22 protein-coding genes are annotated in these 25,545 nt (G+C 27.3%); 2 read left to right on the forward strand and 20 right to left on the reverse strand.

Annotated features, from left to right (window positions below; genetic code table 11):
* Positions 1–196: 196 nt before the first annotated feature.
* The 8 genes from yidA to NSA50_RS11180 all read right to left on the reverse strand — a co-directional run bounded on the left by yidA (position 197) and on the right by NSA50_RS11180 (position 10,499).
* A complete protein-coding gene (yidA, locus tag NSA50_RS11145) occupies positions 197–1,009 on the reverse strand; it encodes a sugar-phosphatase (RefSeq protein ID WP_257445148.1) in 813 nt (270 codons plus the stop codon).
* Positions 1,010–1,109: 100 nt separating this feature from the next.
* Positions 1,110–1,379 carry an ATP cone domain-containing protein gene (locus NSA50_RS11150; protein ID WP_195428669.1) on the reverse strand — a complete coding sequence of 90 codons (270 nt, stop codon included), beginning with the start codon at positions 1,377–1,379 and terminating at the stop codon, positions 1,110–1,112.
* Between the two features lie 68 nt (positions 1,380–1,447).
* Positions 1,448–3,421 (reverse strand): bifunctional diguanylate cyclase/phosphodiesterase, encoded by a 1,974-nt coding sequence (locus NSA50_RS11155; protein ID WP_257445151.1) that lies wholly within the window; start codon positions 3,419–3,421, stop codon positions 1,448–1,450.
* A gap of 327 nt (positions 3,422–3,748) precedes the next feature.
* Complete coding sequence (locus NSA50_RS11160) at positions 3,749–5,194, reverse strand: DEAD/DEAH box helicase (RefSeq protein WP_257445153.1); 1,446 nt, start codon at positions 5,192–5,194, stop codon at positions 3,749–3,751.
* A gap of 184 nt (positions 5,195–5,378) precedes the next feature.
* Complete coding sequence (locus tag NSA50_RS11165; protein ID WP_257445155.1) at positions 5,379–7,040, reverse strand: multicopper oxidase family protein; 1,662 nt, start codon at positions 7,038–7,040, stop codon at positions 5,379–5,381.
* A gap of 85 nt (positions 7,041–7,125) precedes the next feature.
* Entirely contained in the window at positions 7,126–7,626 is a 501-nt protein-coding gene (locus NSA50_RS11170; protein ID WP_257445157.1) for a DedA family protein, read from the reverse strand.
* A 109-nt stretch (positions 7,627–7,735) separates the two neighbouring features.
* Positions 7,736–8,773, reverse strand: a complete 1,038-nt coding sequence (locus NSA50_RS11175) for a M42 family metallopeptidase (RefSeq protein ID WP_257445291.1) — start codon at positions 8,771–8,773, stop codon at positions 7,736–7,738.
* A 328-nt stretch (positions 8,774–9,101) separates the two neighbouring features.
* On the reverse strand, positions 9,102–10,499 hold the full coding sequence (locus tag NSA50_RS11180) for a glycoside hydrolase family 1 protein (RefSeq protein WP_257445159.1): 1,398 nt from the start codon (positions 10,497–10,499) through the stop codon (positions 9,102–9,104).
* Between the two features lie 203 nt (positions 10,500–10,702).
* Between NSA50_RS11180 and NSA50_RS11185 the strand changes: the two genes are divergently transcribed.
* Complete coding sequence (locus NSA50_RS11185) at positions 10,703–11,029, forward strand: PTS lactose/cellobiose transporter subunit IIA (protein ID WP_243241901.1); 327 nt, start codon at positions 10,703–10,705, stop codon at positions 11,027–11,029.
* A 139-nt stretch (positions 11,030–11,168) separates the two neighbouring features.
* On the opposite strand, the gene NSA50_RS11190 is transcribed toward NSA50_RS11185, so the two are convergent.
* From NSA50_RS11190 to NSA50_RS11235, 10 genes are all read right to left on the reverse strand, one after another.
* Positions 11,169–11,483 carry a PTS sugar transporter subunit IIB gene (locus NSA50_RS11190; RefSeq protein ID WP_257445161.1) on the reverse strand — a complete coding sequence of 105 codons (315 nt, stop codon included), beginning with the start codon at positions 11,481–11,483 and terminating at the stop codon, positions 11,169–11,171.
* A gap of 70 nt (positions 11,484–11,553) precedes the next feature.
* Positions 11,554–12,912, reverse strand: a complete 1,359-nt coding sequence (celB, locus tag NSA50_RS11195) for a PTS cellobiose transporter subunit IIC (protein WP_195262489.1) — start codon at positions 12,910–12,912, stop codon at positions 11,554–11,556.
* Positions 12,913–13,118: 206 nt separating this feature from the next.
* Positions 13,119–13,829 (reverse strand): GntR family transcriptional regulator, encoded by a 711-nt coding sequence (locus NSA50_RS11200; protein ID WP_257445165.1) that lies wholly within the window; start codon positions 13,827–13,829, stop codon positions 13,119–13,121.
* A gap of 244 nt (positions 13,830–14,073) precedes the next feature.
* Positions 14,074–16,383: a bifunctional glutamate--cysteine ligase GshA/glutathione synthetase GshB gene (gene gshAB / locus NSA50_RS11205; RefSeq protein ID WP_257445167.1), complete on the reverse strand. Its 2,310-nt coding sequence runs from the start codon at positions 16,381–16,383 to the stop codon at positions 14,074–14,076.
* Positions 16,367–17,695, reverse strand: coding sequence for an MATE family efflux transporter (locus tag NSA50_RS11210; protein WP_257445169.1), 1,329 nt, complete (start codon positions 17,693–17,695; stop codon positions 16,367–16,369). Before NSA50_RS11210 ends, gshAB begins: the two co-directional genes overlap by 17 nt.
* Positions 17,682–18,038: an ArsR/SmtB family transcription factor gene (locus NSA50_RS11215; protein WP_257445171.1), complete on the reverse strand. Its 357-nt coding sequence runs from the start codon at positions 18,036–18,038 to the stop codon at positions 17,682–17,684. The genes NSA50_RS11210 and NSA50_RS11215 overlap by 14 nt, the downstream gene beginning before the upstream one ends.
* Positions 18,039–18,425: 387 nt before the next feature.
* Positions 18,426–18,635 carry a nucleotidyltransferase domain-containing protein gene (locus NSA50_RS11220; protein WP_257445294.1) on the reverse strand — a complete coding sequence of 70 codons (210 nt, stop codon included), beginning with the start codon at positions 18,633–18,635 and terminating at the stop codon, positions 18,426–18,428.
* Positions 18,636–18,673: 38 nt separating this feature from the next.
* Positions 18,674–18,982 (reverse strand): nucleotidyltransferase substrate binding protein, encoded by a 309-nt coding sequence (locus NSA50_RS11225; RefSeq protein ID WP_257445173.1) that lies wholly within the window; start codon positions 18,980–18,982, stop codon positions 18,674–18,676.
* 107 nt (positions 18,983–19,089) lie between these two features.
* On the reverse strand, positions 19,090–19,887 hold the full coding sequence (locus NSA50_RS11230; protein WP_257445175.1) for a RelA/SpoT domain-containing protein: 798 nt from the start codon (positions 19,885–19,887) through the stop codon (positions 19,090–19,092).
* A gap of 45 nt (positions 19,888–19,932) precedes the next feature.
* Complete coding sequence (locus NSA50_RS11235) at positions 19,933–21,966, reverse strand: YgiQ family radical SAM protein (RefSeq protein WP_257445177.1); 2,034 nt, start codon at positions 21,964–21,966, stop codon at positions 19,933–19,935.
* Between the two features lie 592 nt (positions 21,967–22,558).
* On the opposite strand from NSA50_RS11235, the gene NSA50_RS11240 reads away from it, so the two are divergent.
* Positions 22,559–22,714, forward strand: a complete 156-nt coding sequence (locus NSA50_RS11240) for a hypothetical protein (protein ID WP_008677115.1) — start codon at positions 22,559–22,561, stop codon at positions 22,712–22,714.
* Positions 22,715–22,893: 179 nt separating this feature from the next.
* Here NSA50_RS11240 and NSA50_RS11245 read toward each other — a convergent pair whose 3' ends face one another.
* Together NSA50_RS11245 and NSA50_RS11250 are read right to left on the reverse strand one after the other, a co-directional pair.
* Positions 22,894–23,859 carry an Rpn family recombination-promoting nuclease/putative transposase gene (locus tag NSA50_RS11245; RefSeq protein WP_257445180.1) on the reverse strand — a complete coding sequence of 322 codons (966 nt, stop codon included), beginning with the start codon at positions 23,857–23,859 and terminating at the stop codon, positions 22,894–22,896.
* Between the two features lie 272 nt (positions 23,860–24,131).
* Positions 24,132–25,460, reverse strand: a complete 1,329-nt coding sequence (locus tag NSA50_RS11250) for an MATE family efflux transporter (RefSeq protein ID WP_257445296.1) — start codon at positions 25,458–25,460, stop codon at positions 24,132–24,134.
* Positions 25,461–25,545: the final 85 nt, after the last annotated feature.

The raw sequence follows: 25,545 nt of genomic DNA on the forward strand, positions 1-25,545 counted from the left end.
AGTGATTAATCAGTATGTAATTTTATTTAATTATAAAATTATTTATTAGTATATCTTAAATATTTTTATTAATATATTATAAAAGTTAAAAACGGGCTACTGATTAAGGATCTTTTATCCGCTAATACTCAGCCCGTTCTAATTTAATAATTTTTCATTTTTTGATAATTTTTCATTTTTAATTATTTCTGATTTTTTAATTATTTTCTAGTATGAACTTTTCTATTACTTTAGCAACCCCATCATTTTCATTTGTGTCTGTAATATAATCAGCCATTTCTTTTATTTCATCAAAAGCATTTTCCATAGCTACTCCAAGGCCTGCGTATTCTAACATATGTATATCATTACCTGCATCACCTAAAGTTATTATTTCTTCTCTCTTTATACCTAGATGCTTTGCTAATAATTCAACTCCAACACCTTTATTAGCATCTTTATTTAAGAACTCTAAGAAATATGGTGTACTTCTTACAACAGTATATTTTTCATATACTTCTTTTGGTAATTTTTCTATAGCTGGTCCTAGTATTTCAGGCTCATCTATCATCATAATTTTTATCATAACCTCATCATCAGCTATGGAATCTATATTCATTTCATGAATCTCTATATTATTAATTTGAGCTTCAACTTCTGTATATTTGCTATTTTTAGGAGTAATTAACCCTTTCTTTTCCCAAAAGGCATGAATATTAACTCCTAATTCATCACTTAAATTTTTTAAGTAATGTAAATCAGCACCATTTAATGCTACCTTATTTATTGCTTCTTTACTTTTTATTTTTTGTACTAAGGCTCCATTATAGCTAAGTACATAATCATTTTCTGTTAGCATATCTAATTCTTCTAAATATCTTGAAACACCTTCTATTGGTCTTCCAGTTGCTAAAACTACTGTAACACCTTTATCTCTTGCTGCTTGGATAGCCCTCTTAGTTCTATTAGATATACTTTTATCTTCCCTAAGTAAAGTTCCATCCATATCCATGGCTACTAACTTATACATTCTTAATCCTCCGTTTATAATTAAAGTTAATTAAATTATATCATAACAATAACTATAAATGAATTTATTATATTCATCTTAAGTTGTTCTACATTATATTTTATTTATCAAATTCAACATAAGATCTTAAAATTGAATTAAACCCATCTCTTTTTAATACTTCAAAAATTACACCTATTACCTCATAACTAGAAGTAATTAAAGAATCTTTTCTAATCTTTGACAATAGTTTTTCAACATCACCTACTAATATATTTAAATCTGACTCATTTACCATTGCACCACAATCTCTTGCAGCATTTTCTATACTAGTTTTAACTTTCCTTATATTAAATTTTTCAAGTCTTCCGTCTTTTTTTATTATATTCATAAAAAACCTTCTTTCTATAATATAAATTAATTTTAACTTTATCAAAACTTATTTATTAAAACTTAACTTTAATTTGTTACTGCTACTTCTTCAAAACAAGATTCTGTATTATTAAAATTTAATATAAAATTATTAAAATCATTTAAATTCAAAGGCTTACTTATATAATACCCTTGTATTTTATCGCACTCTATATTTGTAAGTAGTTCAATTTGATTTTTTATTTCAGCACCTTCACAAACCACATCTAAATCTAAAGTATGAGCTAAATTAATTAGAGTTTTAATAATAGCGAATGTTTTTTTGTCATTTTCTACACTTATAAGTAAACTTCTATCTATTTTTAGAGTATCTAATGGTAAAGTTTTTACGTAATTAAAAGAAGAATATCCTACACCAAAATCATCTAAAGCTATATTAAAGCCAAGTTTTCTCAACTGATTTAATATGCTTACAGTAAACTCAATATTATCTATTATTTCATCTTCAGTAATTTCTATCTTTATAAAATTAGGATTTACATTACATTCATTTACTATACTTATAATCCTCTCTAAAAAGTTAACTTGCTTTAAAGCAGTATATGATATATTTACTGAGACTTTAAAATCAGTTTCAGTTAAATTTCTCATTTTTTTGCAAAATTTACATGATTCCTTTAGTACAAACTCATCTATTCTAATTATATCTCCATTTTTTTTAGCTAATGGTATAAACTTTATTGGTGAAATTATTCCAGTAGGAGTAATCCATCTACTTAAAGCTTCCGCACCTACTATCTTTTTAGATTTAACATCATATACTGGTTGGTAATATACTTCAATTTCATCATTATCTATAGCCATACTCAGTCTACTTTCTAGATTTAAATTTTCTAACATTTCTTCTGAGAATATCTTATATGTATTTCCGCCTCTTTGTTTTGCCTCATACATAGATATATCAGCATACTTTAATAAAGTAAATACATCTTCAGCATGATCTGGATAACAGCTTATTCCTATACTTGCTTTTAAACTAAAATTATATCTACTAAATTGAATGCTTTTTTTTAAGAGTTTTAATATACCTTTCGCTATGTCATTTATATTATCTAAATCACTTTCGCCTCTTTTAACTACTATAAATTCATCTCCACCCAATCTACCAACAGTTATATCATCAGAACATAATTCCGTTAATCTATCTGCTACAACTCTTAGAACCTCATCTCCTGTATTATGTCCTAAAGTATCATTTATATTTTTAAAATCGTCAAGGTCGATAAAATAAATGCTAAACTTTTCATCTCTACTTATTAATTCTATTAAATATTCAAGCAAGTTATGCCTATTTAATAAGTTCGTCAAAGTATCATAATTAGCTAAGTAAGTCATATCCTCAGCATATTTTTTTATTTCTGTAACGTCATTTACTATTATTGAAAAGTACCCCTCATTAAGTGAGTATATCGATACAACTCCCCACTTGTCATCTATTATGTTTATTTCCTGTGCAATGCATTCTGATTTTGAATTTTTTATTCTTGTTAAAATTTCTAATATCTGATTTCTATATCTTGAAAAATTTATATATATATCCGACAATTTATTATTTATTATTTCTTCTTGTGTAAGCCCCAATAACTCTGCGCCAGCAAAATTAACGTCTATAATAATTCCATCTATATATTCCCCTTCGTTATTTTCTATTGCTTTTAAATGAAAAAATGAATTAGACATTGCATTTAATATATTTGTATAATTTTTTTCCTCTTGTTGCAAATACATTTCTGTATGCACAAGTTTATTTAATACTATATTAATTTCATCATCCAACTTACTTATTTCATCATTTTTAAAATTATTATTTTTATCAGCTGACATTATAAGTTTTTTTATAGATTTTTCAATTAACTTAAATCTTTTTATTATATTTTCATTAACAAATAAATAAATTCCTATATTTACTGAGATTAACAGAAATAGTATTAATATTAATGTTAATCTATAATTTATAATTGCTTCTAGTGAACTCTCTTCTAATTTATAAACTATAAACATAAATATTGCACTAATAATAATAGATATCAATAAAGTGGAATAGAATAACAACATCGCTATTTTTTGTGAAATCCTCATTTTGTTCACCATCCCAAATTTATCATTTTATTCTTACTATAATTATACAATTTTTCATATATACCATTCAAGTTTTTTAAATTTATATTTAAATATATTAATTATAAATTGTTTGATTAAAGTTACTCTAGATTTTTAATAAATTACAAATATAATTAATCTAAAAATAAAAGTAATAAGGTGACTACTCATAAATAACTTTTACGAGTCATCACCTTATTAACATATGTCTACTAAGAATTATAGTCTTTAATTTTTAGCTTTGCTTAACTTAGCAACTTTTCCTTTTATTTTTATTTCTTTATATTTTTTTAATATTAAATTTCCTTTTCCATTTAGAATATCAACAAATGAATGACCATCTTGCACATCTATAATTCCTATATCATCACCTGTTACCTCATTTAAATTACTAAATGCCCCCAATATATCTATATTTCTTATTTTTTTCTTCTTCCCTGCTGTTATATGTATTTTAGTAACTTCGTTATGAATATTCTTCTTAACATTTGTTTTATTACTATAATCATTCTTCTGACTTTCAAAGAATCTTTTTCTTCCTTCTACTATTTCTTCGTATGCTGGAAGACTAACCTCTTCTATATTGTAACCTATATATTCTTCAATTTCGGTTAAAAATCTTTTTTCCCCTTTAGACACTAATGATATCGCAAGTCCTTTTTTCTCTCCTCTTCCACTTCTTCCTATTCTATGTACATAACTTTCTTTTTCCATTGGAACTTCATAATTAAATACATTAGTTATATGGTCTATATGAATTCCTCTAGCTGCAACATCAGTTGCTACAAGCACTTTAAATTCCTTATTTTTAAAACTTTCCATAGTTGCTAGTCTATCTTTTTGCTCCATATCTCCATGCAATTCTCTAACACTAATTTTTTCTTTTTTTAATAAAGAACTTAAGTTCCTAACTGAATCCTTAGTATTACAGAAAATTATTGCTGATTCATCTGTAAATGCATAAAGAGATTTTAATAGATATTTAAACTTTTCTTCTCTATCTACAGTTATATAGTTTTCAGATATTTTATCCCTATTAAACACCTTTGATTTTATACTAAGTACAGTTGGATTATTCATATAACTTAAATATAATCCCTCTATTTCCTTTGGAATTGTCGCTGAAAATAAAGCTACATTTTTTGATTTTGGTAATTTATCTAATACATCTGTAATTTGATCTATAAATCCCATATTAAGCATTTTATCAGCTTCGTCTATTACTACAAGGTCTATATCCTGAGTATTTAAGTTTCCCCTTTCTATATGATCTATAACCCTTCCAGGAGTTCCACATACTATATGTACTCTTTGCTTAAGTTCTCTTACTTGCTCATTGAAAGGCTGCTTTCCAAATATAGCTGCACACCTAACCTTCTTTAATCTTCCTATATTTGATATATCTTCTTTTACTTGCATTGCAAGCTCTCTTGTTGGAACTAATATTAAAGCTTTTACCTTATTTTCTTCTACATTCACTAGCTCACATATTGGAATTCCAAAACTAGCTGTTTTTCCACTCCCCGTTTGAGATTTCACAACTAAATCCTTTTTATTTAACATATATGGAATAACCTCTTGTTGAACTTCAGATGGTTTTTCAAACCCTAAATTCTTTAGTGCTTTAAGAATTTCTTCACTTAACTTCATATCCTCAAATTTATCTATATTCATTAGAATACCTCTCTTTTTAAAATTCTGTTATTTAAACTAAATTTCTAATAAAACTATTTATTACTATTAAATAGCATTATTTATTTTACCCTATAGCACTAATTTTAACAATGTTAGATATTTTATAAAAAACAGTAGATAGATACCTATCTACTGCTTAATTATTTTAGATAACATTATTATATTATTTTACACAATCGCATTCTACAACTTTTAAAGGTCTCATCATTTCATGATCCTCATGTTCTAGGAAATGACAATGCCATACATAATTGCCTGCATAGCCTTTAAATTGCATTATGATTCTAGTTACTTTTCTAGCCTCTGAATCAACTGTATCTTTAAAGCCTCTTTCATAATCATGAGGCTCTTCTTTTGGTCCAGTATAAATTACTTCACCTGTATTATTATAAGCATCTACATCAAAAGGTCTTCTCCAAAGAATCTTAAACTGTACTAAATGAATGTGAATTGGATGTGGCAAAGCCATTGGATTAATTAAATTCCATATTTCAATACTATCTAGTTCAGGTTTCTCAGTAACAGGATCACTCCAAGTCATATTATCAATCATAAGCATTGGTCTACCATAACTATCAGTCATAGCTCCAAAAGATACTTTTCTTTTTCTTCTTACTAAATCCTTATTTAATGGATGCACTGCTCTAAGGGTACTAGGAACAACACTTGTATCCTCGACTTGTAATGGCTCTACAACATTAAATCTCATAATCATATTAGTACCTGATATATCTGAATCAGCATCATCATTCATTAATATAATTCTTTCTCCAACATGTTGTGAAAAATCTATTATTATATCAATTCTTTCAGATGGCATTAACTTAAATGATGTTAGGTTGACAGGTTCTTCTAATAATCCTCCATCAGTACCTATTTGAATAAATTCCTCATCATTAGAAAGTCTCATAATATATTGACGTCTATTTGAAGCATTTACTATTCTAAATCTATACTTACGAGGCTCAACATCTAAATACGGCCATACTTTACCATTAACTAATATTGTATCCCCAAAGAATCCAGGTACTATTGATGGAGATACACTAACTGGAAATGGTGGATCTGCCGGATAAAATAATTCTCCTTCTTCAGTAAATGATTTATCTTGTACTAAAAGAGGAATTTCATATTTACCCTTAGGCAAATTTAATCTTTCCTCTAATAAATCTCTAAGAATATACATACCTGCAAGACCTGCATATACATTTAATCTTGTTTGACCCATAGCATGATCATGGTACCATAATGTAGTACCTGATTGATAATTTGTATATTTATAAGTTTTTCTAATAAACTCCGATCCTGTAATTTTAAATCCATTAGTGAACCAAGCTTCTGGATGTCCATCACTACTACTTTCTACCTTTGCTCCATGCAAATGAACTACTGTTTTTGATTCTGGATCATCTACAGTTCCATGCAAGGTTTTATCATAAGGTAAAAAATGTTTATCAGGCAATTTGTTATCCCATAATACATAAGTTGGAATATTTTTAAATGCTTCTATTGTTGGACCAGGATATAATCCATTATATCCCCAAATCTTGGTTGGTGGAAAATATGATGAAAAATAATGCTCTGCTTCTTCCATACTAATATGATATCTTTTTTCATTATCTTTAGAATCATTGTTATCATCATATATAGGTTTTGCCACTTCCATAATTGGCAATTTATCTATAAATTTTGGAATTGTAAACGGATCAGATGGATTAACTATAAAACATATATTATCATTACAACTTTTTACTTCTACTTTATCTTTTGAATTTTCTTCTAGCTCATTTTTCGAAGTATTTATATCTAGTTCACTTGAAACCATACTCTTCACTCCTTAAGCTAAGTTATAATATAATATATTCACCCTTATGTTAAATGTTCTTTTTACAGTTACCTTTTTTATTTTTTTAAATAAACCAACTTCCAAATGCATATCCTACATATATAAATACTGCATTCCATATTGCTATACCAATAGTTGAATAAATAGAAAACCTTATTATATTCATTCTGAACATTCCAGCAACAAAAGGTATTAAAGTTCTTCCTACTGGAATTAATCTAGTTATTAAAACTCCTTTATCCCCATAATTTTCTATGTATAAGCATACCTTATCAATAGATTTACGCGACTTAGGAAACTTATTGTATACCTTAGTTAATATTGGCTTACCAAACCAATAAGATATTCCGAATAAAACATAACTTGCTAATGCCCCTGCTAAAACAGATATTCCTAATGCTACAAAAAAGTTAATTCCTGACTTTGCTACAGCAATTCCTATAGCTGGCATTATTATAGCAGCTCCTAATCCAGGAAAGTTTAAGTATTCTAAAAATATAATTATAAATAAAAATATTAAGCCATATCTTGCAAAATATTCTATTACTATTTGAATATTGTCCATTTCATCTTCACTCCAAGCTATATATGTTGATGACTTTTATTTTACCCCATCTTTCTTAAAATTAAATATTGTTTTTCTTAATTTTTACTTAATTATACTTTTATTTCATTTAGTTCATTAGATATGCTAACAGTAACTTTATTGTATTTTCTAACCCTTCATAGTGTGTTCTTTCCATTCCATGTGATGCATGAACTCCAGGTCCTATAAGTGCACCTCTTATATCATTTCCACCTCTTAATGCAGCTCCTACATCAGATCCATACATTGGATAAATATCTACTGCATACTTTATATTATTTGCTTTAGCTAATTCTATAAGAGATGTAACCATATTATAATCATAAGGTCCACCAGAGTCCTTAGCACAAATTGATACATCATACTCTGTACAACTTAAATCATCTCCAATACACCCCATATCTACTGCTATCATTTCAGTTATATCATTTGGAATATATGAAGCTCCATGTCCAACTTCCTCATATATAGAAATAAATAACTTTGTTGTGTACTTAGGAGTTATTTTTTCTCTATTAAAGATTTCTAATAATCCCATCAATGCAGCTACACTCCCCTTATCATCTATAAATCTTGATTTTATAAAACCACTTTCAGTTATTGTTGTCTTATGATCTATAAAAATAAAATCTCCAGGACATATTCCAATATCTTCAACATCTTTCTTTGAAAGTACTTTTTCATCAATTCTTACTTCCATATTTTCTGGATCACGCTTTTTTTCCTTACTATCTGGATAAACATGAGCTGCTGGGCTTGTACTTAAAAATGTTCCTGTATATATTCTTCCATCCCTAGTTCTTATCTTACAATATTCACTATCTAAAGTTGGTGGAATTGGACCTCCAAGTAAAGTGAACTTTAGTGTTCCATTATTAGTAATAGATCTAACCATTGCCCCTAATGTATCTACATGATCTGCAAGTCCTATAACCTTATCATTACTTTTTCCTGGAATTGTTATTATTCCACATCCCTTATTTGTTATTTCAAACTTATATCCAAAGCTATTAGAAATTTCTTCAATAATCTTAATTATATCGAAACAAAATCCTGTTGGACTATCAAACTCCAATATTCTTTTAGCAGTACTTAATACGTATTCCTTATTAATACTATATTTCATCATTATCACACTCCTCACTTTTTATAGCGCTAAAATCTATCATTTAAATCTTAACGATACAAAGTAAACTATATTCTTTATCAATTTATTTTACTATATTTTCTTATGGTATTTCCATATTTATATAATAATTATACATACTTTCTATTTCTGATATTATCACAAATCTATTTAATATTATTCTTTAATTTATCTATAAAGAGTAATTAACTTATAAAGCTCTTATTGTAAATAAATTTATAGCTTAAAACTAATTTATCTTTATAAATTTAATTCTGAATATATTAGAATTAGAAAAGGAATACCTAAACGGTATTCCTCTTATAAATTAAAAGCCATTATTTTCAGATACTTCCTTAATCCATCTTCCTGACTTCTTTATTGATTTTTGTAATGTCTTTAAGTCTAAAGCAATATATCCATATCTATTCTTATATGCATTACTCCAAGACCAACAATCTATAGGTGTCCATGAATGGAATCCAAAACAATTTGAACCTTCTTCTATCCCCTTATGAAGATATTCTAAATGTTCCTTAAAGAAATCTATTCTATAGTCATCTTCAACAATTCCATTTTCATTTATATATATTTCTTCTCCTTCAACACCCATACCATTTTCAGATATATACCATGGAATATTGTTATAGTTATCTCTTATATTCATTGCTATATCATACATAGCCTTAGGATATATTTCCCATCCTCTATATGGATTCATTCTCTTATTTGGCATATCATAGTTATCAAAATATTTATCTGGCATCCATCCATTACTTTCATCGAACTCTGACTCTTTAGCCATTACTCTCCTTGGTTGATAGTAATTTACACCTAGAAAATCTATTGTATTTTCTTTTATTATTTTTAATTCTTCTTTAGTGGACTCCCATAATACATTATCTTTAGTTAATATATCAACTAAAATTTCTGGGAATTCTCCTTTTACTGCAGGATTTAAAAATGAATTGTTAAATACGCTATCTGCAATTTTAGCCGCTCTTAAATCCTCTTCACTATTACTTCTTGGATATGCAGGAGTTAAATTTAGTATGATTCCAATTTTCCCTCCATCTTTATTGCATCCTAGTTCTCTATATTTTTTAATAGCTTTAGCAGAAGCTAAGTTTAGATTATATAAAACTTGCATTGCTTTTTTTCCATCTACTAATTTAGGATAATGGAATTGATATAAATATTCCCCTTCAACTACAACTATTGGTTCGTTAAAGGTTGTCCAATGTTTTACTCTATCTGAAAATAGTTTAAATGCTGTTTCTGCAAATTTAACAAATAAATCAACTACATGCTTTGATTCCCAACCACCATATTTATTGTATAACTCTACAGGTATATCAAAGTGATGAAGATTCATTACTGGAATCATCCCATTCTTTATAGTTTCATCAATTACATCATTATAAAATCTTACTGCATCCTCATCAGGTTCACCAGTTTCTAAATCTTTTATAAGTCTAGTCCATTGAATAGAAGTTCTAAAACTATTTAAGCCGATTTCTTTAAGCATAGCTAAATCTTCTTTATAACTATTATAAAAATTTGATGTTACTGATGGCCCTACTTTATCAAAGAAAGCTTCTGGTTCAACTTCATACCAGTAATCGAATACACTCTTGTGAGGTTTATTGAACTCCCCTTCAGATTGTGGCCCTGATGTTGCAGATCCCCACCAGAAGTTTTCAGGAAAATTATATTTTATTGTCATGATTATTCCTCCTATAAATATCTTAATCGCCTATATTATCTCTTCAAATCTAAATTATTTCACAACACCATTATATATATTATTAAATTATTTGTCTATACTTTTAATATAAACAATTATATCTTTTATTGCTCGATTAATATTGAAATATATAATACCTTTCTGTATAATAAGTATATACTTATTAATGGAGGGGATTTTTCATGGAACTTAATAATGAAACTAATATGGAAGCAATAGCATTTGAATTAATTAGTAATGTAGGTGAGGCAAGATCTTTATTAATGGAAGCTTTAATGCTAGCTAGAGAAGAAAATTTCGATGCAGCAGATGAAAAAGTTAAAGAAGCATCTAAGTTCTTAACTAACGGTCACCATAGCCATTTTGGATTAATACAAAAAGAAGCTGATGGTGAAAACCTACAATTTTCATTAATTTTAATGCATGCCGAAGATCAATTGATGACTACAGAAACATTAAAATTAGTTGTTGAAGAATTGATTTTAACTCATAAAAAATATTCAAAATAATATATAGTAAATAAGGTATAATAAAAAATATTTAATAGATTTATTATACCTTATTTTTTTATAAAAATTTATAAAAAAACAATTAGCAATTAAGAAATTAATCTATATTTGCTAATTGTTTTTTAATTATCTCAAATATTTATTTTTGAAAGGCATCTATAACATCATATGCTTGTTCTAATACAGCCAATCCATCAACTCTACCATAAGTAACAACATCAATTACTGCTACTGGTATTTTATCTTTAACCATTGTTTTAATTTTTGATTCTATAAAGCGTACTTGAGGTCCTAATAAAATAACATCAGCTTTTTCCCAATTAGATTCAGCTTCACTTTGTGATACTGCCCATATATTGCATTGTACATCATTTTCCTCTGCTGCTTTTTTCATCTTTGTAACTAATAAACTTGTTGACATTCCTGCTGAACAAACTAATAATATATTTTCCATATATATCCCTCCAATTATACTTTAATTACTATATCAATTTAATTCTATTTTATTTTCTACTAATTTTCTACTAATTTTCTGCTGCTTCTACTGTTTCTGCTTTTTTCTTAAAACGATTAGATTTTTTATTTTCTGAATTTTTAGCTTCTTTTTCTGCTTTAAGTGCTTGTATATCTAAAACTCTTATAAATGGTACCCATATTAATAATACTACTGCTAATTCAACTAATTGTAAAATACCACCACGAATTGAGTTTGTAGCTAACATACCACTAAAGAATATTGGAACTGTCCAAGGAACAGATACCCCTGTAGTCATAGGAACTAATCCTATTCTCATTGCTAAATATGCTATAACTACTGCTGCCATTGGTGCTAATATCCAAGGAATAAGTATTGCTGGATTCATAACTATTGGTAATCCAAATATAACTGGTTCGTTAACATTAAATATACCTGCTGGTGCTGCTATTTTAGCAACCTGTCTTAATTGTTTACTTCTAGCTATTATAAATATTCCAATTATAACAGCTAAAGTCATACCAGTACCACCTATACCAACTGTATAAGTTTCCATAAATTGCTTAGTTATTATATTAGGTACATCTTTATGAGCTATAAAAGCTTCATAATTTTGTAATGATAAAGTATTCCAAATTGGATCTAAAACTGAATTAACTATAATTTGTCCATGTAATCCAAAGAACCATAAAATTTGTATTGCAAATATAGCAATTATAGTTGCAAATAATCCACTACCTAATGACATTAATGGCATTTGTATTATTTCATATATAAAGTCATGAATATTTCCCCATGGTGTAGCTGTAAATATCATTCTTATTACTAAAAATAATCCTAATACAATAAATGAAGGTATTAAAGCTGCAAATGATTTTGCTACTGTTGGTGGAACACCATCTGGCATCTTTATTGTCCAATTTTTATTAAGTATCCAAACATAAACTCTTGTTGCAAGAAAGGCTGTTAGTATTCCAACAAACATTCCCTTAGCTCCTAATCTTGCTATTGGAATTACATCGTTTACTATTTCGCCAGCTTCAGTTGTAACCATAAGTGGTGTCAATACAAGGAATGCTGCTACAGATATAGCTGCTGGGAATATGGCATCAACATCATAACTCTTAGCCAAATAATACCCTATACCTAATACTACAAATAATGTAGCTATACTCATAGTTGCTGATGGTAATATATTTAGTATATTACCTAGTGCAGTTTTTCCCTCTTCACCAATTAATTTATCTAAGTAAGGTAAATTTACTAAAACAACTGCAAATGACCCTACTATTGTTAGAGGAAAACTTAGCATAAATGCATCACGTAAAACTGTCAAGATACGGCTTGTACTAAGTTTGCCTGCAAAAGGTAACATGTACTTCTCAATAAATTCATTAAATTTTGACATACAATCTCATCTCCCTAAAATTTATAATTACTTTATGAAATCTATTACAATACTTATTATACATAAAGATATATCTTTTGTAAAGCAAAAGTATATCTTTTTACGAAAATATTTTTATACTTTTTTTCTTGATAAGGTTTAAAATCAAAAAAAGTGCAATCTGAAAACTACGATTACACTTTAAATTCAACTATTTTATTTACTTTCTATCTAACGCTTATACTTTTAAATTCAAATTTATCATTTCTATGACGTGATTTTGAATATTCAAAAGGTTGTCCGTTATCTAGAAATGCAATTTGTTCAACTTCTAATAATGGTGTATATTTACTTGCTTCTAAATATTTTTGTTCAAGTTCTGTTGGCAATAAAGCCCTTATAGTTCTATGGGCACTCTTTATTTTTAACTTAAGTTCTTTTTCTATGTATTCATATATAGACTTTTCTAAAATTCCTATTTTAAGTCCAATTATTATATCTATTGGCATATATGTATATTCAATAACATAAGGTTCATTATCTGCATATCTTACACGACAAATGTAGTATACGAAATCAGATTGATTTACTTTTAACTTTTTTGCTATTTCTTCTGATGGATTTACAACTTTAAACTCAAGTACTTTAGAAGTAACTTTTTTACATAAAGATGTATTAGTAAATCCTGCAAATTGCCTTGATTTACTTATTTCGTTTACATTTTCATTATCAACACTTTTTACAAATGTTCCTTCACCTCTTCTTTTAATAACCAATCCACTCATAACAAGTTTATCTACAGCCTTCTTTACAGTTATTCTACTTACATTGTAATATTCACACATTTCTTTTTCTAAAGGCAATTGTTCATTTTCTTTATACTTACCACTTAATATCTTATCTTGTAAATCTAATGCTATTTGCTCATACTTTAGCATGTTAATATTTCACCTCATATAATATTTTAATAATATTATAACATTTACATAATAAAATATTAATTAATTTATTATAAACATAGATTTGTATTTTATAAATTTATATAAAATTTTAATAAAGGCTTAATATTAATATAGAACCTAGTGATATTAAAAATATTTTATACCTTCATACCTTATAATAAAATAAATAAAAGAACTTCTCTATAACAATTAAGTTAAGAAAAGTTCCTTTTATTAATATCTATTTATTTAATAATTCAAGAATCTCTAGTATTTCCTTTGCAATTTCTCTTTCTTCTCCTTTATAAGGATATGAATGTATATGAATAGCAGGATTAAAGTTAAGTTCAATTATTGCATAACTTGAATTTTCATCATTATAATCTTCTATCATCATATCAACACCACAGATATTAGCACCAACTGACTTTGCTGATTCTACAGCTATATCTTTAAACTTTTTAGGTATTAAATCTGTATAATCTATACTATCTCCACCTGTACTAATATTAGAGTTTTCTCTTAGATAGACAATTTCATATTCATTAGGAATATAATCAAAGTCCTTACCTTCTTGTTTTAAAAATAACTTGGCATGATCATCTAAATTTATTTTTTCTAATGGAGTTTTATAGCCCTTTCCTCTTAAGGAACTTTTATTTTTTTCTTCAACAAGTTCTTTAATTGTACTAATGCCATTTCCAATAACATTTGCTGGCACTCTATGAAGGATTCCAGGCACTTTATCTCCTATTACTAAAAATCTATACTCTTTTCCTTTAATAAACTCTTCTACTAAAACTGTATTGTCATTTGTAAAAGCAATTTCAAAAGCCTCTTTAAGATCATCTTCCTTAGCTCCATCTTTAAATATTGATATACCAATTCCAAAGTTAGTTGACTTCGGCTTTACTACTATAGGTTTATCAATAAATTTATTAATATTTTCAAAAGCCTCTTCTAAGGAAAAGAACTCAAACCCACTCGGAACTTTTATATTATTTTTATTTAAAATTTCCTTTGTAACAACTTTATTTTCCATCATTAAAACTGTTATATAGCTGTCTTTAGAAGTTTTAGTTGCTTGCTTTACATATTCAATATGGTCGCCTTTCTTTAATGAAATAAAGTTTTCACTTCTATCTATTACGTCAACCTTTATTCCTCTTTTCATAGCTTCCTTCATTAATATTTGAGTTGAAAGCTCTAAATCTTCAAATCCTTCTAACTTAAATCTATTTTTATAAGCATCTTCACGATATGTTTTAGCTAGTTTTAAATGACTTTCTATAAATCCTTCTTCTTTTACCATTTCAGAAATTCTATAAGCATAAGTTAATTTAGGATTTAATATCTTTTCCATCATATTATTTATTATTTCTTCTTTTCCTAAACATAGCTCATCATTCATATCTTTAATTTCATTTAATATTTGCATAGCCCAATCATTTTTAGATATAGTTTTCCCATCTTTATATAAAGTTACATCCATTTGTCCATACATAGAAATTATATTTTGATTATTTTGAGCTTCTTCTTGCCAATTCTTATAATCACTTTCTTCTTTAATAAGTAAGTATATAGTAAATATATTTATAAAGTTCAAATCATCTAGTGATATACCAGCTTTATTAAATGGATTTATATCTATGCTTCTTATTTCAAGATAATTTATTCCATCATCTAATAATGAATCTAAAAATCTAGTGTTATCTATTGCTTTTAGTCTTATTTGTGTATATAACTCTTTATGACTATCTATAAGTTTATCATCTATAAATCTATATACGCTTGAAACGTAATCCTTAACCGAAGTATATTCTGGATGTAAATCTATAGGATTCTTATATCCGCATTCACTATTTCTATAAGATATGGCTCCATCATTAGTAAAACTATCATTTGATATCTTATTTAAATCTACTACACATTTATCACCAAAAGTCTTATGCATAATAGTAGTTCCACCTAAAAGATATATAAGTAACCATCTGTATCTTAAATAATTTCTAACTACTTTTAAATATATATTATCTCTAAAGTCTCTGTAACTTTCTTCTTTTCCAAGAACTCTATATAAATCTTTTATTAATTCTTCATTAAAAGAAAAATTATAATGTATTCCAGATATTAATTGTTTTTTTCCACCATACTTTTTCAAAAGTTTTTTTCTATAATCACTTGCTCCCCTGCCAGTATCACACTTACCATAATCTGCAACAGGAATTAAATCATCCTCTGGAATATCACATGGCATAGATTGTGGCCAAAGATATTCATCCTTAAGCTCTAATGCTGTAATATCATAAAGAGAATTTAAAAAACTATGAACCTCTTCTAAAGTATTTAAAGTTGGTGTTATAAGTTCAATTTGACTTTCAGAAAAATCAGTAGTTATATACGGATGGCTTATCTTACATTCAAACACTTCTGGATGTTTAGTTAAAGCTAACTCACCATTTTCATTTACTCTTAATGTTTCACGCTCAATTCCAAAATTTCCTCTTAATAATTTATTTTTATATTCAAGTGATTTAATCACATCTAACATCTTGATACTCCTTCCATATCTTAAATTTATAAATCGAATAAGCTGTAGTCCCTTTTAAAATACTTGATATCGATATTCCCCACCAGATTCCACTTACTCCTATATATCTTGTAAGAACTAATGCTAGTGGAATTCTAAGTATAGTAAAAATTATACTTATAAGCGCTGGTATTTTAGGCACTCCAAGCCCTGTAAATACACCGTTAGATATCATTTCTATGCTTGCAAATATTTGTGAAAATCCTATTATTCTTAAATAATCACTTGCAATTACGATAGCATTATTTTCTCTAATAAATATCTTTACTAATACTTCCGGAACAAATATAAATATTACACTTACAAATAAAGCATAAATAATTCCTATTCCTACTGCTGTATTATAACCTTCATTTATTCTATCATACCTTTTAGCTCCATAATTTTGGCCAACAAAACCAGCAATAGCTCCATTTAATCCACCTACAACCATATAAACTATAGATTCTATTTGTAGACCTATTTTTTGAGCTGCTATTGCATCTGAACCAAATCCCCCTATTATTCTAGCTAAAATTATATTTACTAAAGTAAATAATACTCTTTGAAAAGACATAGGAAGTCCTAAAACAGTTATTTCTTTAATCTTACTATAATCTAATCCATTTTTTAAATTAATACTAAATAAACTCCTTGCCTTCACTATAAATAATAAAAACATTATACCATTTGCTATTAAAGTTCCAAGTGCAGCACCTGTAACACCTAACTTTGCTCCGTATATAAATAAAGGATCTAGGATCATATTTATAACTACTCCAATTGCACTTATATTAAGAGCACTTTTGTTAACACCAAAACTATTAAAAATTCTGATAAATAAAGTATTAAAGAAGGAAAAGAAAAGCATTGGTGAACTTATAGCTAAATAAATATACGCTTCTTTCTCAACTATAGTATTACCTAAATTTAAAAACTGTATAAAGTTCTTTCCAAAAAAGATCAATACTAAACAATATATTAAACTAACAATTCCATTTAATATTACTCCATTAGATATATACTCTTCTACTGCTTTATTATCTTTTTTTCCTATAGAATGTGCAACTTTTATTCCTGTCCCTATTACAACAAAAGCATTAATTGAATATCCAAGTCCAATAAAAAAGCTAGAGGATCCTATACTTGCTACTGCATCACTACCAAGTCCCCCTACCCATAACATATCTATTAAGTTATAAGTAAATTGTAATAGAGAACTTCCTATTATAGGTATTGCTAAAGTAATTAATACCTTTAACACATTACCCTTAGTTAAATCAACTTTTTTCATAACTCTCTCCATTTTCAAAGTTCTTAATTTTATCTATACACTTTGAACTGCATATACATTTTTGATTATCAGTCAAAATACTATTTAAAAATCTCATAACTTCATCACATGATTCTATATCCAAACTATAATACATCCATGTACCTTCTTTTCTGCATTTTACTATCCCACAATCCATCAATACTTTCATATGATGTGATAATGTTGGTTGGGTAAAATGAAAACTTTCTAATATTATACAAGCACATTTTTCTCCTGTAGATAGCATATCTACTATTTTTACTCTATTTATTTCACCTAGTGCTTTAAATATCTTTATATTCTTCTCATAGTTTTTAATCATAACACCCTCCTTACATAGATAGTTGTCTATATATAGTTTATAAATTATATAGATGATTATCTATATACAACATATTTAAATATAGATTATTATCTATGTTTAGTCAATATATAATCTGTAATATTTTGCGAAGCAAAATGGTGAAAGAATGAAAAAATAAAAGAATGAAAAAATTAAGGTGAAAAATACTTAAAGGATTTTTAAAGAAAGTAGTATCACCAAAAGATAAATATCTTCTGCTAATATCCTAAGATAAAAAAAGCACCTTGACTTCTCAAGGTGCTTTTAAAAATAAAAACATATTTATAGAATTAATTTAAATTAACTATTCTTTATATAAATAACTTTGCCTGATCTATCAATATGTGCTTTTAACTCATCATCATTTTAATGTGTATAATCTACTATATCAAATAAATATGGTAATGGACCTTGATCTTCTAATAAGGAATGTAATCTTGAAACAGTATCAAAATTAATATTTTCTCCTATAATAGCTAAATCTATATCTGATCCTGGCTTGTAATTTTCCTTAGCCCTAGAGCCAAAAATAATTGTTTTTTCAATTTCATTAAATTTACTAAGCTTTTCTCTTATATAATTTAAATCAAATTCTTTTAATCAAAACTCCATAATTATTCCTCTAACTTTTCTAATAATTCTTTTATTATAGGATAATATTCTGATTTTATTAATTCTTCTGCTTGCTTAGCAACTTCTTCATCATAAGTATGTGCCATTAAATTTCTTTTTTCTAATGCATCAATCCATATATGTCCTTCTATAATTAACTGTGTTTGAAAAGCTATTTGAATTGTTGATCGTGGACTTTTGACTTCATATCCTTCAAACTCTAGATAATCCTTCATTGTTTTCCATGCTAATTCAAAAGTATATTCAAAACATTGAATTAATCCTTGTACTTCAAATTTATTAAAGGTCACCTTTTTCTATAAATTCGCTTAATTGAGCTGCTGCCTTTTTAAAATTTGAAAATCTTTGTTTCCAGCCTATATCTTGATTCATATTTAACACCTACTTCCTTATGACTTTATTTTAAACTTCTTAATTTTTCTATCTCTTCTTTTTGCTCTTTTATTACTCTTAAATATTCCTCTTCTTTATTAAACCATTCTTTACTTAAATCATTTATCAAAGATGCCATTTCATCAGCGCTTCCTGCAATTCTATTAAATAAAAGAAGATTTGATTTTAGTATTTCTGGTATTTCTACATGGGAATATCTAAGTCTATGATCTATTTCACCATAACCTTCTTCAAATATTGTTCTAACTTGAATTTCAGCTATAACTTTTTCGTTAGTTGGATAAAACTCAACTAAGTAATGAACTGATCTATATCCTGATATTCTTGATCTAACCTCAATATCTAGTTCTTCAAACTTTTTAGTATTATCTCCTTCTCTAACATTTGCAGTAACTTCAATAACCTTCCAAGTCTTAGTGATAAATTCATGAATATCCTGCCACTGATCTTTAAATATATGTATAACTCTAATTCCAATTAAATCATTTATTTCATTTTTATAATTATCTAAAGTAAATTGAAAGTCTTCGCCATATTTTAATTTTCTATCTTCAGTTTTTCTTATGATTTTTTCAATTAATCTATCTGGATCTTTTATCCTTGATTTCACTGAATGAATCATTGGCTGAGAACGTAAAATATTAGATATAAAATCTGCTTGATTCTCATAAGAAACTTCATAATCTACGAAATCATTATAAATATCATTTAAAACTTCGATGTCTATATTATTTTCTTTTATTATCTCTTCTACTTGTGGATATTTTAATATGAATTCATCTATCCTAAAACTCTTTTTCATTTCCTTATTCCCCTTTGGCTATAGGATTATTGTAGTAGTTTAATTTTATCTACCTTTTCTACTATTACTCTTGCTATTTCTTGACTTTGATCCCTTACCTTTAAAATCTCCAAATTTTTCTTTTGCCGCACCTTTGTTATTTGTAGACTTTGAATTTGATTTACTATTCATTTTTGAAGATGACTTTGAAGAAGATTTTGACTTATAGCCTTGTTTACCTCTATTAGAACTTCCCCTTGCTATTGCTTCTTCCTTTTTCATCTTAGCCATATATCTATCAGCTTTTGATTTTATTAAGCATTTAGGACCATTTCCTATTAAGTCTTCTCTTCCTGCTTTGACTAAAGCATCATGAACTAAGTTATAGTTCTTAGGATTTTTAAATTGAAGAAGTGCTCTTTGCATAGCTTTTTCTTCTCTTGTCTTTGGAATATAAACCTCTACACCAGTTATAGGATCTACTCCTGTATAGAACATAGCAGTTGATAATGTTCCTGGTGTTGGATAGAAATCTTGAACTTGCTCTGGCTGATATTTTGTATCTCTTAAATATTCAGCTAATTCTATAGCTTCATTTAATCCACTACCTGGATGACTTGACATTAGGTATGGAATTAAATATTGTTCTTTACCTAATTGCTTGTTAATCTTAAAGAACTTTTCTCTAAATCTATCATAAGTATCACCGGAAGGCTTACCCATATATTTTAAAGTATTAGCTGCAACGTGTTCTGGAGCAACTTTTAATTGTCCACTAACATGGTGTTCAACAAGTTCTCTAAAGAAAGTATCATCTTTATCTGCCATTATGTAGTCATATCTTAATCCTGAACGAACAAATGCCTTCTTTACTTTAGGAAGTTTTCTTATCTTTCTAAGTAATCCTAAGAATTCACTATGATCTACTATTAAGTTTTTACATGGCTTTGGAGTTAAACATTGTTTACTCTTACATGCACCTATAGTAAGCTGTGTTTTACAAGCTGGTTTTCTAAAGTTTGCAGTTGGGCCTCCAACATCATGTATATATCCCTTAAAATCTTTAAGATTAGTTATTTCAACAGCTTCATCTAATATAGATGATTCACTTCTACTTTGAACTGCTCTTCCTTGATGGAAAGTAATTGCACAAAATGAACAGTTACCAAAACATCCTCTTGAGCTTACTATACTAAACTTAACTTCTTCTAAAGCTGCAATTCCACCAAATTCATCATATATAGGATGACATTCTTTAGTGTATGGAAGTGCATAAACTTTGTCTAATTCTTCTCTTGTAAGAGGCATTTCTGGAGTATTACAAACTACATATCTATCTCCATGCTTTTGTACAAGTACTTTCCCTCTTACAGGATCTTGTTCTTCATATTGTATTTTAAAAGCCTCTGCATATTTCATTTTATCTTTTGTAACTTCTTCTCTTGAAGGTAATAACTTATAATCACCATAAATTTCATCTAATGAATCTATAGTATATGTAGTTCCATTTATATGCCTTATGTATTTTGCTTCAAATCCATCATTTAAAGCATTTGCAACTTCTACAATTTGCTTTTCACTCATTCCATATGTTATAAGATCTGCTCCACTATCTATAAGTATTGAATTTCTTACATTATTATCCCAATAATCATAGTGAGCTAGTCTTCTTAAACTTGCTTCAAGTCCACCTATAACAATATTTATATTTTTATAAGCTTCTCTTATTTTATTACAATAAACTATTGTAGCTCTATCTGGTCTTGCTCCCATTTTCCCACCAGGAGTATAAAGATCTTTTTCCCTTCTTCTCTTGCTTACAGTATAATGGTTAACCATAGGATCCATATTCCCACCATTAACTAGGAAAGCAAGCCTTGGTCTTCCAAGCTTCATAAAATCGTCTGTACTATGCCAATCTGGCTGTGGGATTATACCAACTTTATATCCTGCATCTTCTAATACTCTTGAAATAATTGCTGTTCCAAAACTATGATGATCTATATAGGCATCCCCTGTTACTATAATGAAATCACATTGTTCCCATCCACGTTCTTGCATATCTTCTTTACTGATTGGTAAAAATCTGTTATTTGACATTTAAACACCCACTTTTTTAAAATTGACAATTGATACTTGAAATCTTCGTATTAATCCCCTACATATCAATATTAACGTTACGTCTAATGATTATAACATTTTAAATCAATTAAATCATTTATTTTTTGTAAATTGGAATTAAAATTAATGATATGTATTAACTTTCCGATTTTTATATAATTTCTAACATAATTCTAAATTTAAGATATATAAGATGACTAAATTTTTATAACTCACTTCACCCGCCCAATCAAAATTCTTAATGCTATATTACTATCTTAAATAATGGTTATATCTTCTAATTATAATAAAGTACATAATTTAATATATATCATTACTTAAATTAATTTTTTATTTAAAAATTTTAAAACTTATCGCTTTTTGCATATTTAAATAATAGATAAAAAAACTACTTAATAAGCCCTCAAAAGCAGTAAATTCAATACTTTAAAAGGATATAACAAAACGTGATACCCTTTAGAAATCAAAATATGGATAATATTAAATTTATTTCCTCTTACCTTAATGAACTAATAATTTTTATTAATCTCCTAATACTATAAAGGTAATATTATTTTAGGAGGGAAAATTTATGAAAAATGATAACAAAAGAACTCATTCAAAAGAAAATGTACTAAGAAATGGGACAAAAACTCAAAATCAACAAGCAAATAGTTCATATAATTTTACAGTTGAAGAACCTGCTCTTAATGAAAGTGGAGTTGAAGCAAAGAAAAGAGGATTTTAGGTGCTATCGCACAATTAAGAATTAAAAATGTATAATTGATAATTCATGTGAAAATAACTTAAAATAGTAAAAAGTAGTTATTTTTGTTTAAAACAAAAATAACTACTTTTCTATGCAATTTAAAAGTTTATGAATCTTAGGGTGCTTGTAGGTGCTTTATATCCCACTTACTATTTAAATTAATGATTTAATTTTCTTAACTCCTTAACTGTTTCAATATCTAATCCTGTCTTTTCTGAAATAATTTCATCATCTAATATATCAAGTAATTTTATAGCTAACTCTTTTCTTGCCTCTGCTCTTCCTTCTGCTCTTCCTTCTGCTTTTCCCTCTTCTTTTGCCTTGTCTTTCATATCTTCTAATATAAAAGCATTTCTTGCAACCATAAGCTCAACCTCCATTTTATCCGCTTCTAATATCTTTATAGCTGAATCTGCTAACTCTTTAACTACGGTATTCTTAATCCAATTCTTAATTGCTTTAATTTCAGTTTCTGAAAGTGAGTTAAAATATAACGCTATAACTTTTATTCTTTCCAAAAATTCTAAAGCATCTACCTTTTGATCTAATAAAAATATTGCAGATGTAACATTTTGACTTATTACAAGATTTTCCTTATTAAACTTTTCATCATTACTTATATCAAAAACATCATAAGTAAAATTCAAAATATTACTTCCAAAAAGTTCTTCATTGTAAATCATTTTTCTAAACTCTTTTGGAACTTCCCATTTTTCTTCTCCATTATATAAAACAATAGGGATTACAGCTGGTATTTTTATATTTTTATCATACTTTTTATGCTTTGCATTAACAGTATGTTCTCTTAATATTTCACACATATAAAAAAGTAGTCTAAGAGGCATTCTATAATCTACTGTTGATTGAAATTCTAAAAGTATATAAAAATATACTTCGGTATTATTAATATTAGCTTTATAAACAATATCAGACTCTAGTTCTTCATAATCTGCTGTTATATATGATTTATTTACTAAAGTTAGATTTTCAACAACTAAATACTTAGTCCACTCCTTATCTACTAAAGATTTAAATAAATCTACTGCTATCTCCTTTTTCGAATATAAATCTTTATAGCTCTTATCATGTATATGATGAATATCCTTTTTTATATTTTCACTCATTATCTTTTCTTCCTCGTTTATCTTTTGTTTAATTTATTACCTTTATTATATTAAATTATTCATTTCTCATCAACAATTACTGCACTTGTTAAGTATTATATCATATTTTATAATGCCAAACCTGCCCTTATTTTAATTAGTAAATTAACGCTAATTATCACTATTTTTAATATATTTATATAAAAATATATCAAAAAAAGTTGTAGTTTTCACTACAACCTTCAACAAACTAAAATTATCTTACATTTTTCTTCTTTTATCTATTGCTACAGCTAAATTTCAATAGATTTCATTTTTTTAAAATAATAAATTCCAAGTGGAATTGATGCTGAAAGCCATGCAACTGGGTCAGCTAAACATATTCCTGTATATCCTATAAAACTAGGTAATGCAAAAGCAACCACTGCTCTTGCTATAAGCTCGAAAGCCCCTGCCATCATTGGAACAAAGGATTCCCCCATACCTTGAAGTGCATTTCTATATATAAATATTAGCCCTAATGGTATAAAGAATATAGCAGAATAGTTAAGACATTCTTGAGCATATGCTAAAATACTTGCATCTGGATTTTCAATGAATAATCCTACGAAGAATTTACCTCCAAATACTAATATTATACCTGCAATAATACTTGTAATTACAGATATCTCAGTACATTTTTTTACACCTTGTTTTATACGTGCATAGTTCTTAGCACCTAGGTTTTGTCCACAATATGTTGCCATAGTAACACCAAAAGTTATAGCTGGTTGCATTACTATTTGTAATACCTTTGATGCTGCTGTATAAGCTGCAATAGCTGAAGAACCAAAGACATTTAAAGCTCCTTGAACTGTCATAATACCAATAGCTGTTATAGAAAATTGTAGAGCCATAGGAGTTCCAATTTTTAAATGTTTTTTATAAACCCTACTCTTAACTTTAAAATCTTCCTTTTTTAATCTTAAAATCTTATATTTTTTGTATGTATAAATTATACATAGTAATCCAGAAACTCCTTGAGAAATAATTGTTGCCCACGCTGCTCCAGCTACTCCCATTGAAAAGTTAACTATAAATACTATGTCTAGAACTATATTTAATATAGAAGCAACTATTAAAAAGTACAATGGAGTTTTACTATCTCCTAAAGCTCTTAATATACCTGCTATAATATTGTAAACTACTGTAGCTATAGTTCCTCCATAAATTATTATTATGTATGAATTTGCATCATCTATTATATTCTCTGGAGTATTCATTAAATGAAGCAAAGGTTTTGCTAGTACAACACTTACTAAAGTAATTATAATTGTTGCTATTACAGATAATACTAATGCACTTGCCACTGCTTTTTTCAAGCCTTCTTCATCTTTAGCTCCAAACTTTTGAGATACTAAAACAGCAAATCCACTTGTTAAGCCAACAACAAAACCGTTTATTAAAAATGACATAGAACCTGTAGATCCAACTGCTGCTAGTGCATCTACACCTATAAATCTACCAACTATGATAGTATCCACCATGCTATAAAACTGCTGAAATATATTTCCTATAAGTAGTGGTATTGAAAATAATAGTATTAATTTAACTGGATTTCCAGTCGTCATATCTTTTGTCATATTTCTTGCCATAACTCTACTAATCTCCTATAAATTTATTCTCGATTATATAGAATACCATCTTTCTTAAGAATTATAAAGTCTT

Origin of the sequence: Clostridium mucosae (genome assembly GCF_024622765.1) — a bacterium.
In the GTDB taxonomy this organism is placed as follows: Bacteria; Bacillota; Clostridia; order Clostridiales; family Clostridiaceae; genus Clostridium.

Coding starts and splice junctions, on each gene's coding strand:
- NSA50_RS11190 (WP_257445161.1), bottom strand. CDS start 11,483: ATGGAAAATATATTATTAGTTTGTTCAGCAGGAATGTCAACAAGTTTA.
- NSA50_RS11155 (WP_257445151.1), bottom strand. CDS start 3,421: ATGTTTATAGTTTATAAATTAGAAGAGAGTTCACTAGAAGCAATTATA.
- NSA50_RS11235 (WP_257445177.1), bottom strand. CDS start 21,966: ATGTCAAATAACAGATTTTTACCAATCAGTAAAGAAGATATGCAAGAA.
- NSA50_RS11150 (WP_195428669.1), bottom strand. CDS start 1,379: ATGAATATAATAAAAAAAGACGGAAGACTTGAAAAATTTAATATAAGG.
- NSA50_RS11170 (WP_257445157.1), bottom strand. CDS start 7,626: ATGGACAATATTCAAATAGTAATAGAATATTTTGCAAGATATGGCTTA.
- NSA50_RS11240 (WP_008677115.1), top strand. CDS start 22,559: ATGAAAAATGATAACAAAAGAACTCATTCAAAAGAAAATGTACTAAGA.
- NSA50_RS11250 (WP_257445296.1), bottom strand. CDS start 25,460: ATGACAAAAGATATGACGACTGGAAATCCAGTTAAATTAATACTATTA.
- yidA (WP_257445148.1), bottom strand. CDS start 1,009: ATGTATAAGTTAGTAGCCATGGATATGGATGGAACTTTACTTAGGGAA.
- NSA50_RS11230 (WP_257445175.1), bottom strand. CDS start 19,887: ATGAAAAAGAGTTTTAGGATAGATGAATTCATATTAAAATATCCACAA.
- celB (WP_195262489.1), bottom strand. CDS start 12,912: ATGTCAAAATTTAATGAATTTATTGAGAAGTACATGTTACCTTTTGCA.
- NSA50_RS11185 (WP_243241901.1), top strand. CDS start 10,703: ATGGAACTTAATAATGAAACTAATATGGAAGCAATAGCATTTGAATTA.
- NSA50_RS11180 (WP_257445159.1), bottom strand. CDS start 10,499: ATGACAATAAAATATAATTTTCCTGAAAACTTCTGGTGGGGATCTGCA.
- NSA50_RS11175 (WP_257445291.1), bottom strand. CDS start 8,773: ATGAAATATAGTATTAATAAGGAATACGTATTAAGTACTGCTAAAAGA.
- NSA50_RS11165 (WP_257445155.1), bottom strand. CDS start 7,040: ATGGTTTCAAGTGAACTAGATATAAATACTTCGAAAAATGAGCTAGAA.
- NSA50_RS11245 (WP_257445180.1), bottom strand. CDS start 23,859: ATGAGTGAAAATATAAAAAAGGATATTCATCATATACATGATAAGAGC.
- NSA50_RS11210 (WP_257445169.1), bottom strand. CDS start 17,695: ATGAAAAAAGTTGATTTAACTAAGGGTAATGTGTTAAAGGTATTAATT.
- NSA50_RS11215 (WP_257445171.1), bottom strand. CDS start 18,038: ATGATTAAAAACTATGAGAAGAATATAAAGATATTTAAAGCACTAGGT.
- gshAB (WP_257445167.1), bottom strand. CDS start 16,383: ATGTTAGATGTGATTAAATCACTTGAATATAAAAATAAATTATTAAGA.
- NSA50_RS11160 (WP_257445153.1), bottom strand. CDS start 5,194: ATGAATATAGATAAATTTGAGGATATGAAGTTAAGTGAAGAAATTCTT.
- NSA50_RS11200 (WP_257445165.1), bottom strand. CDS start 13,829: ATGCTAAAGTATGAGCAAATAGCATTAGATTTACAAGATAAGATATTA.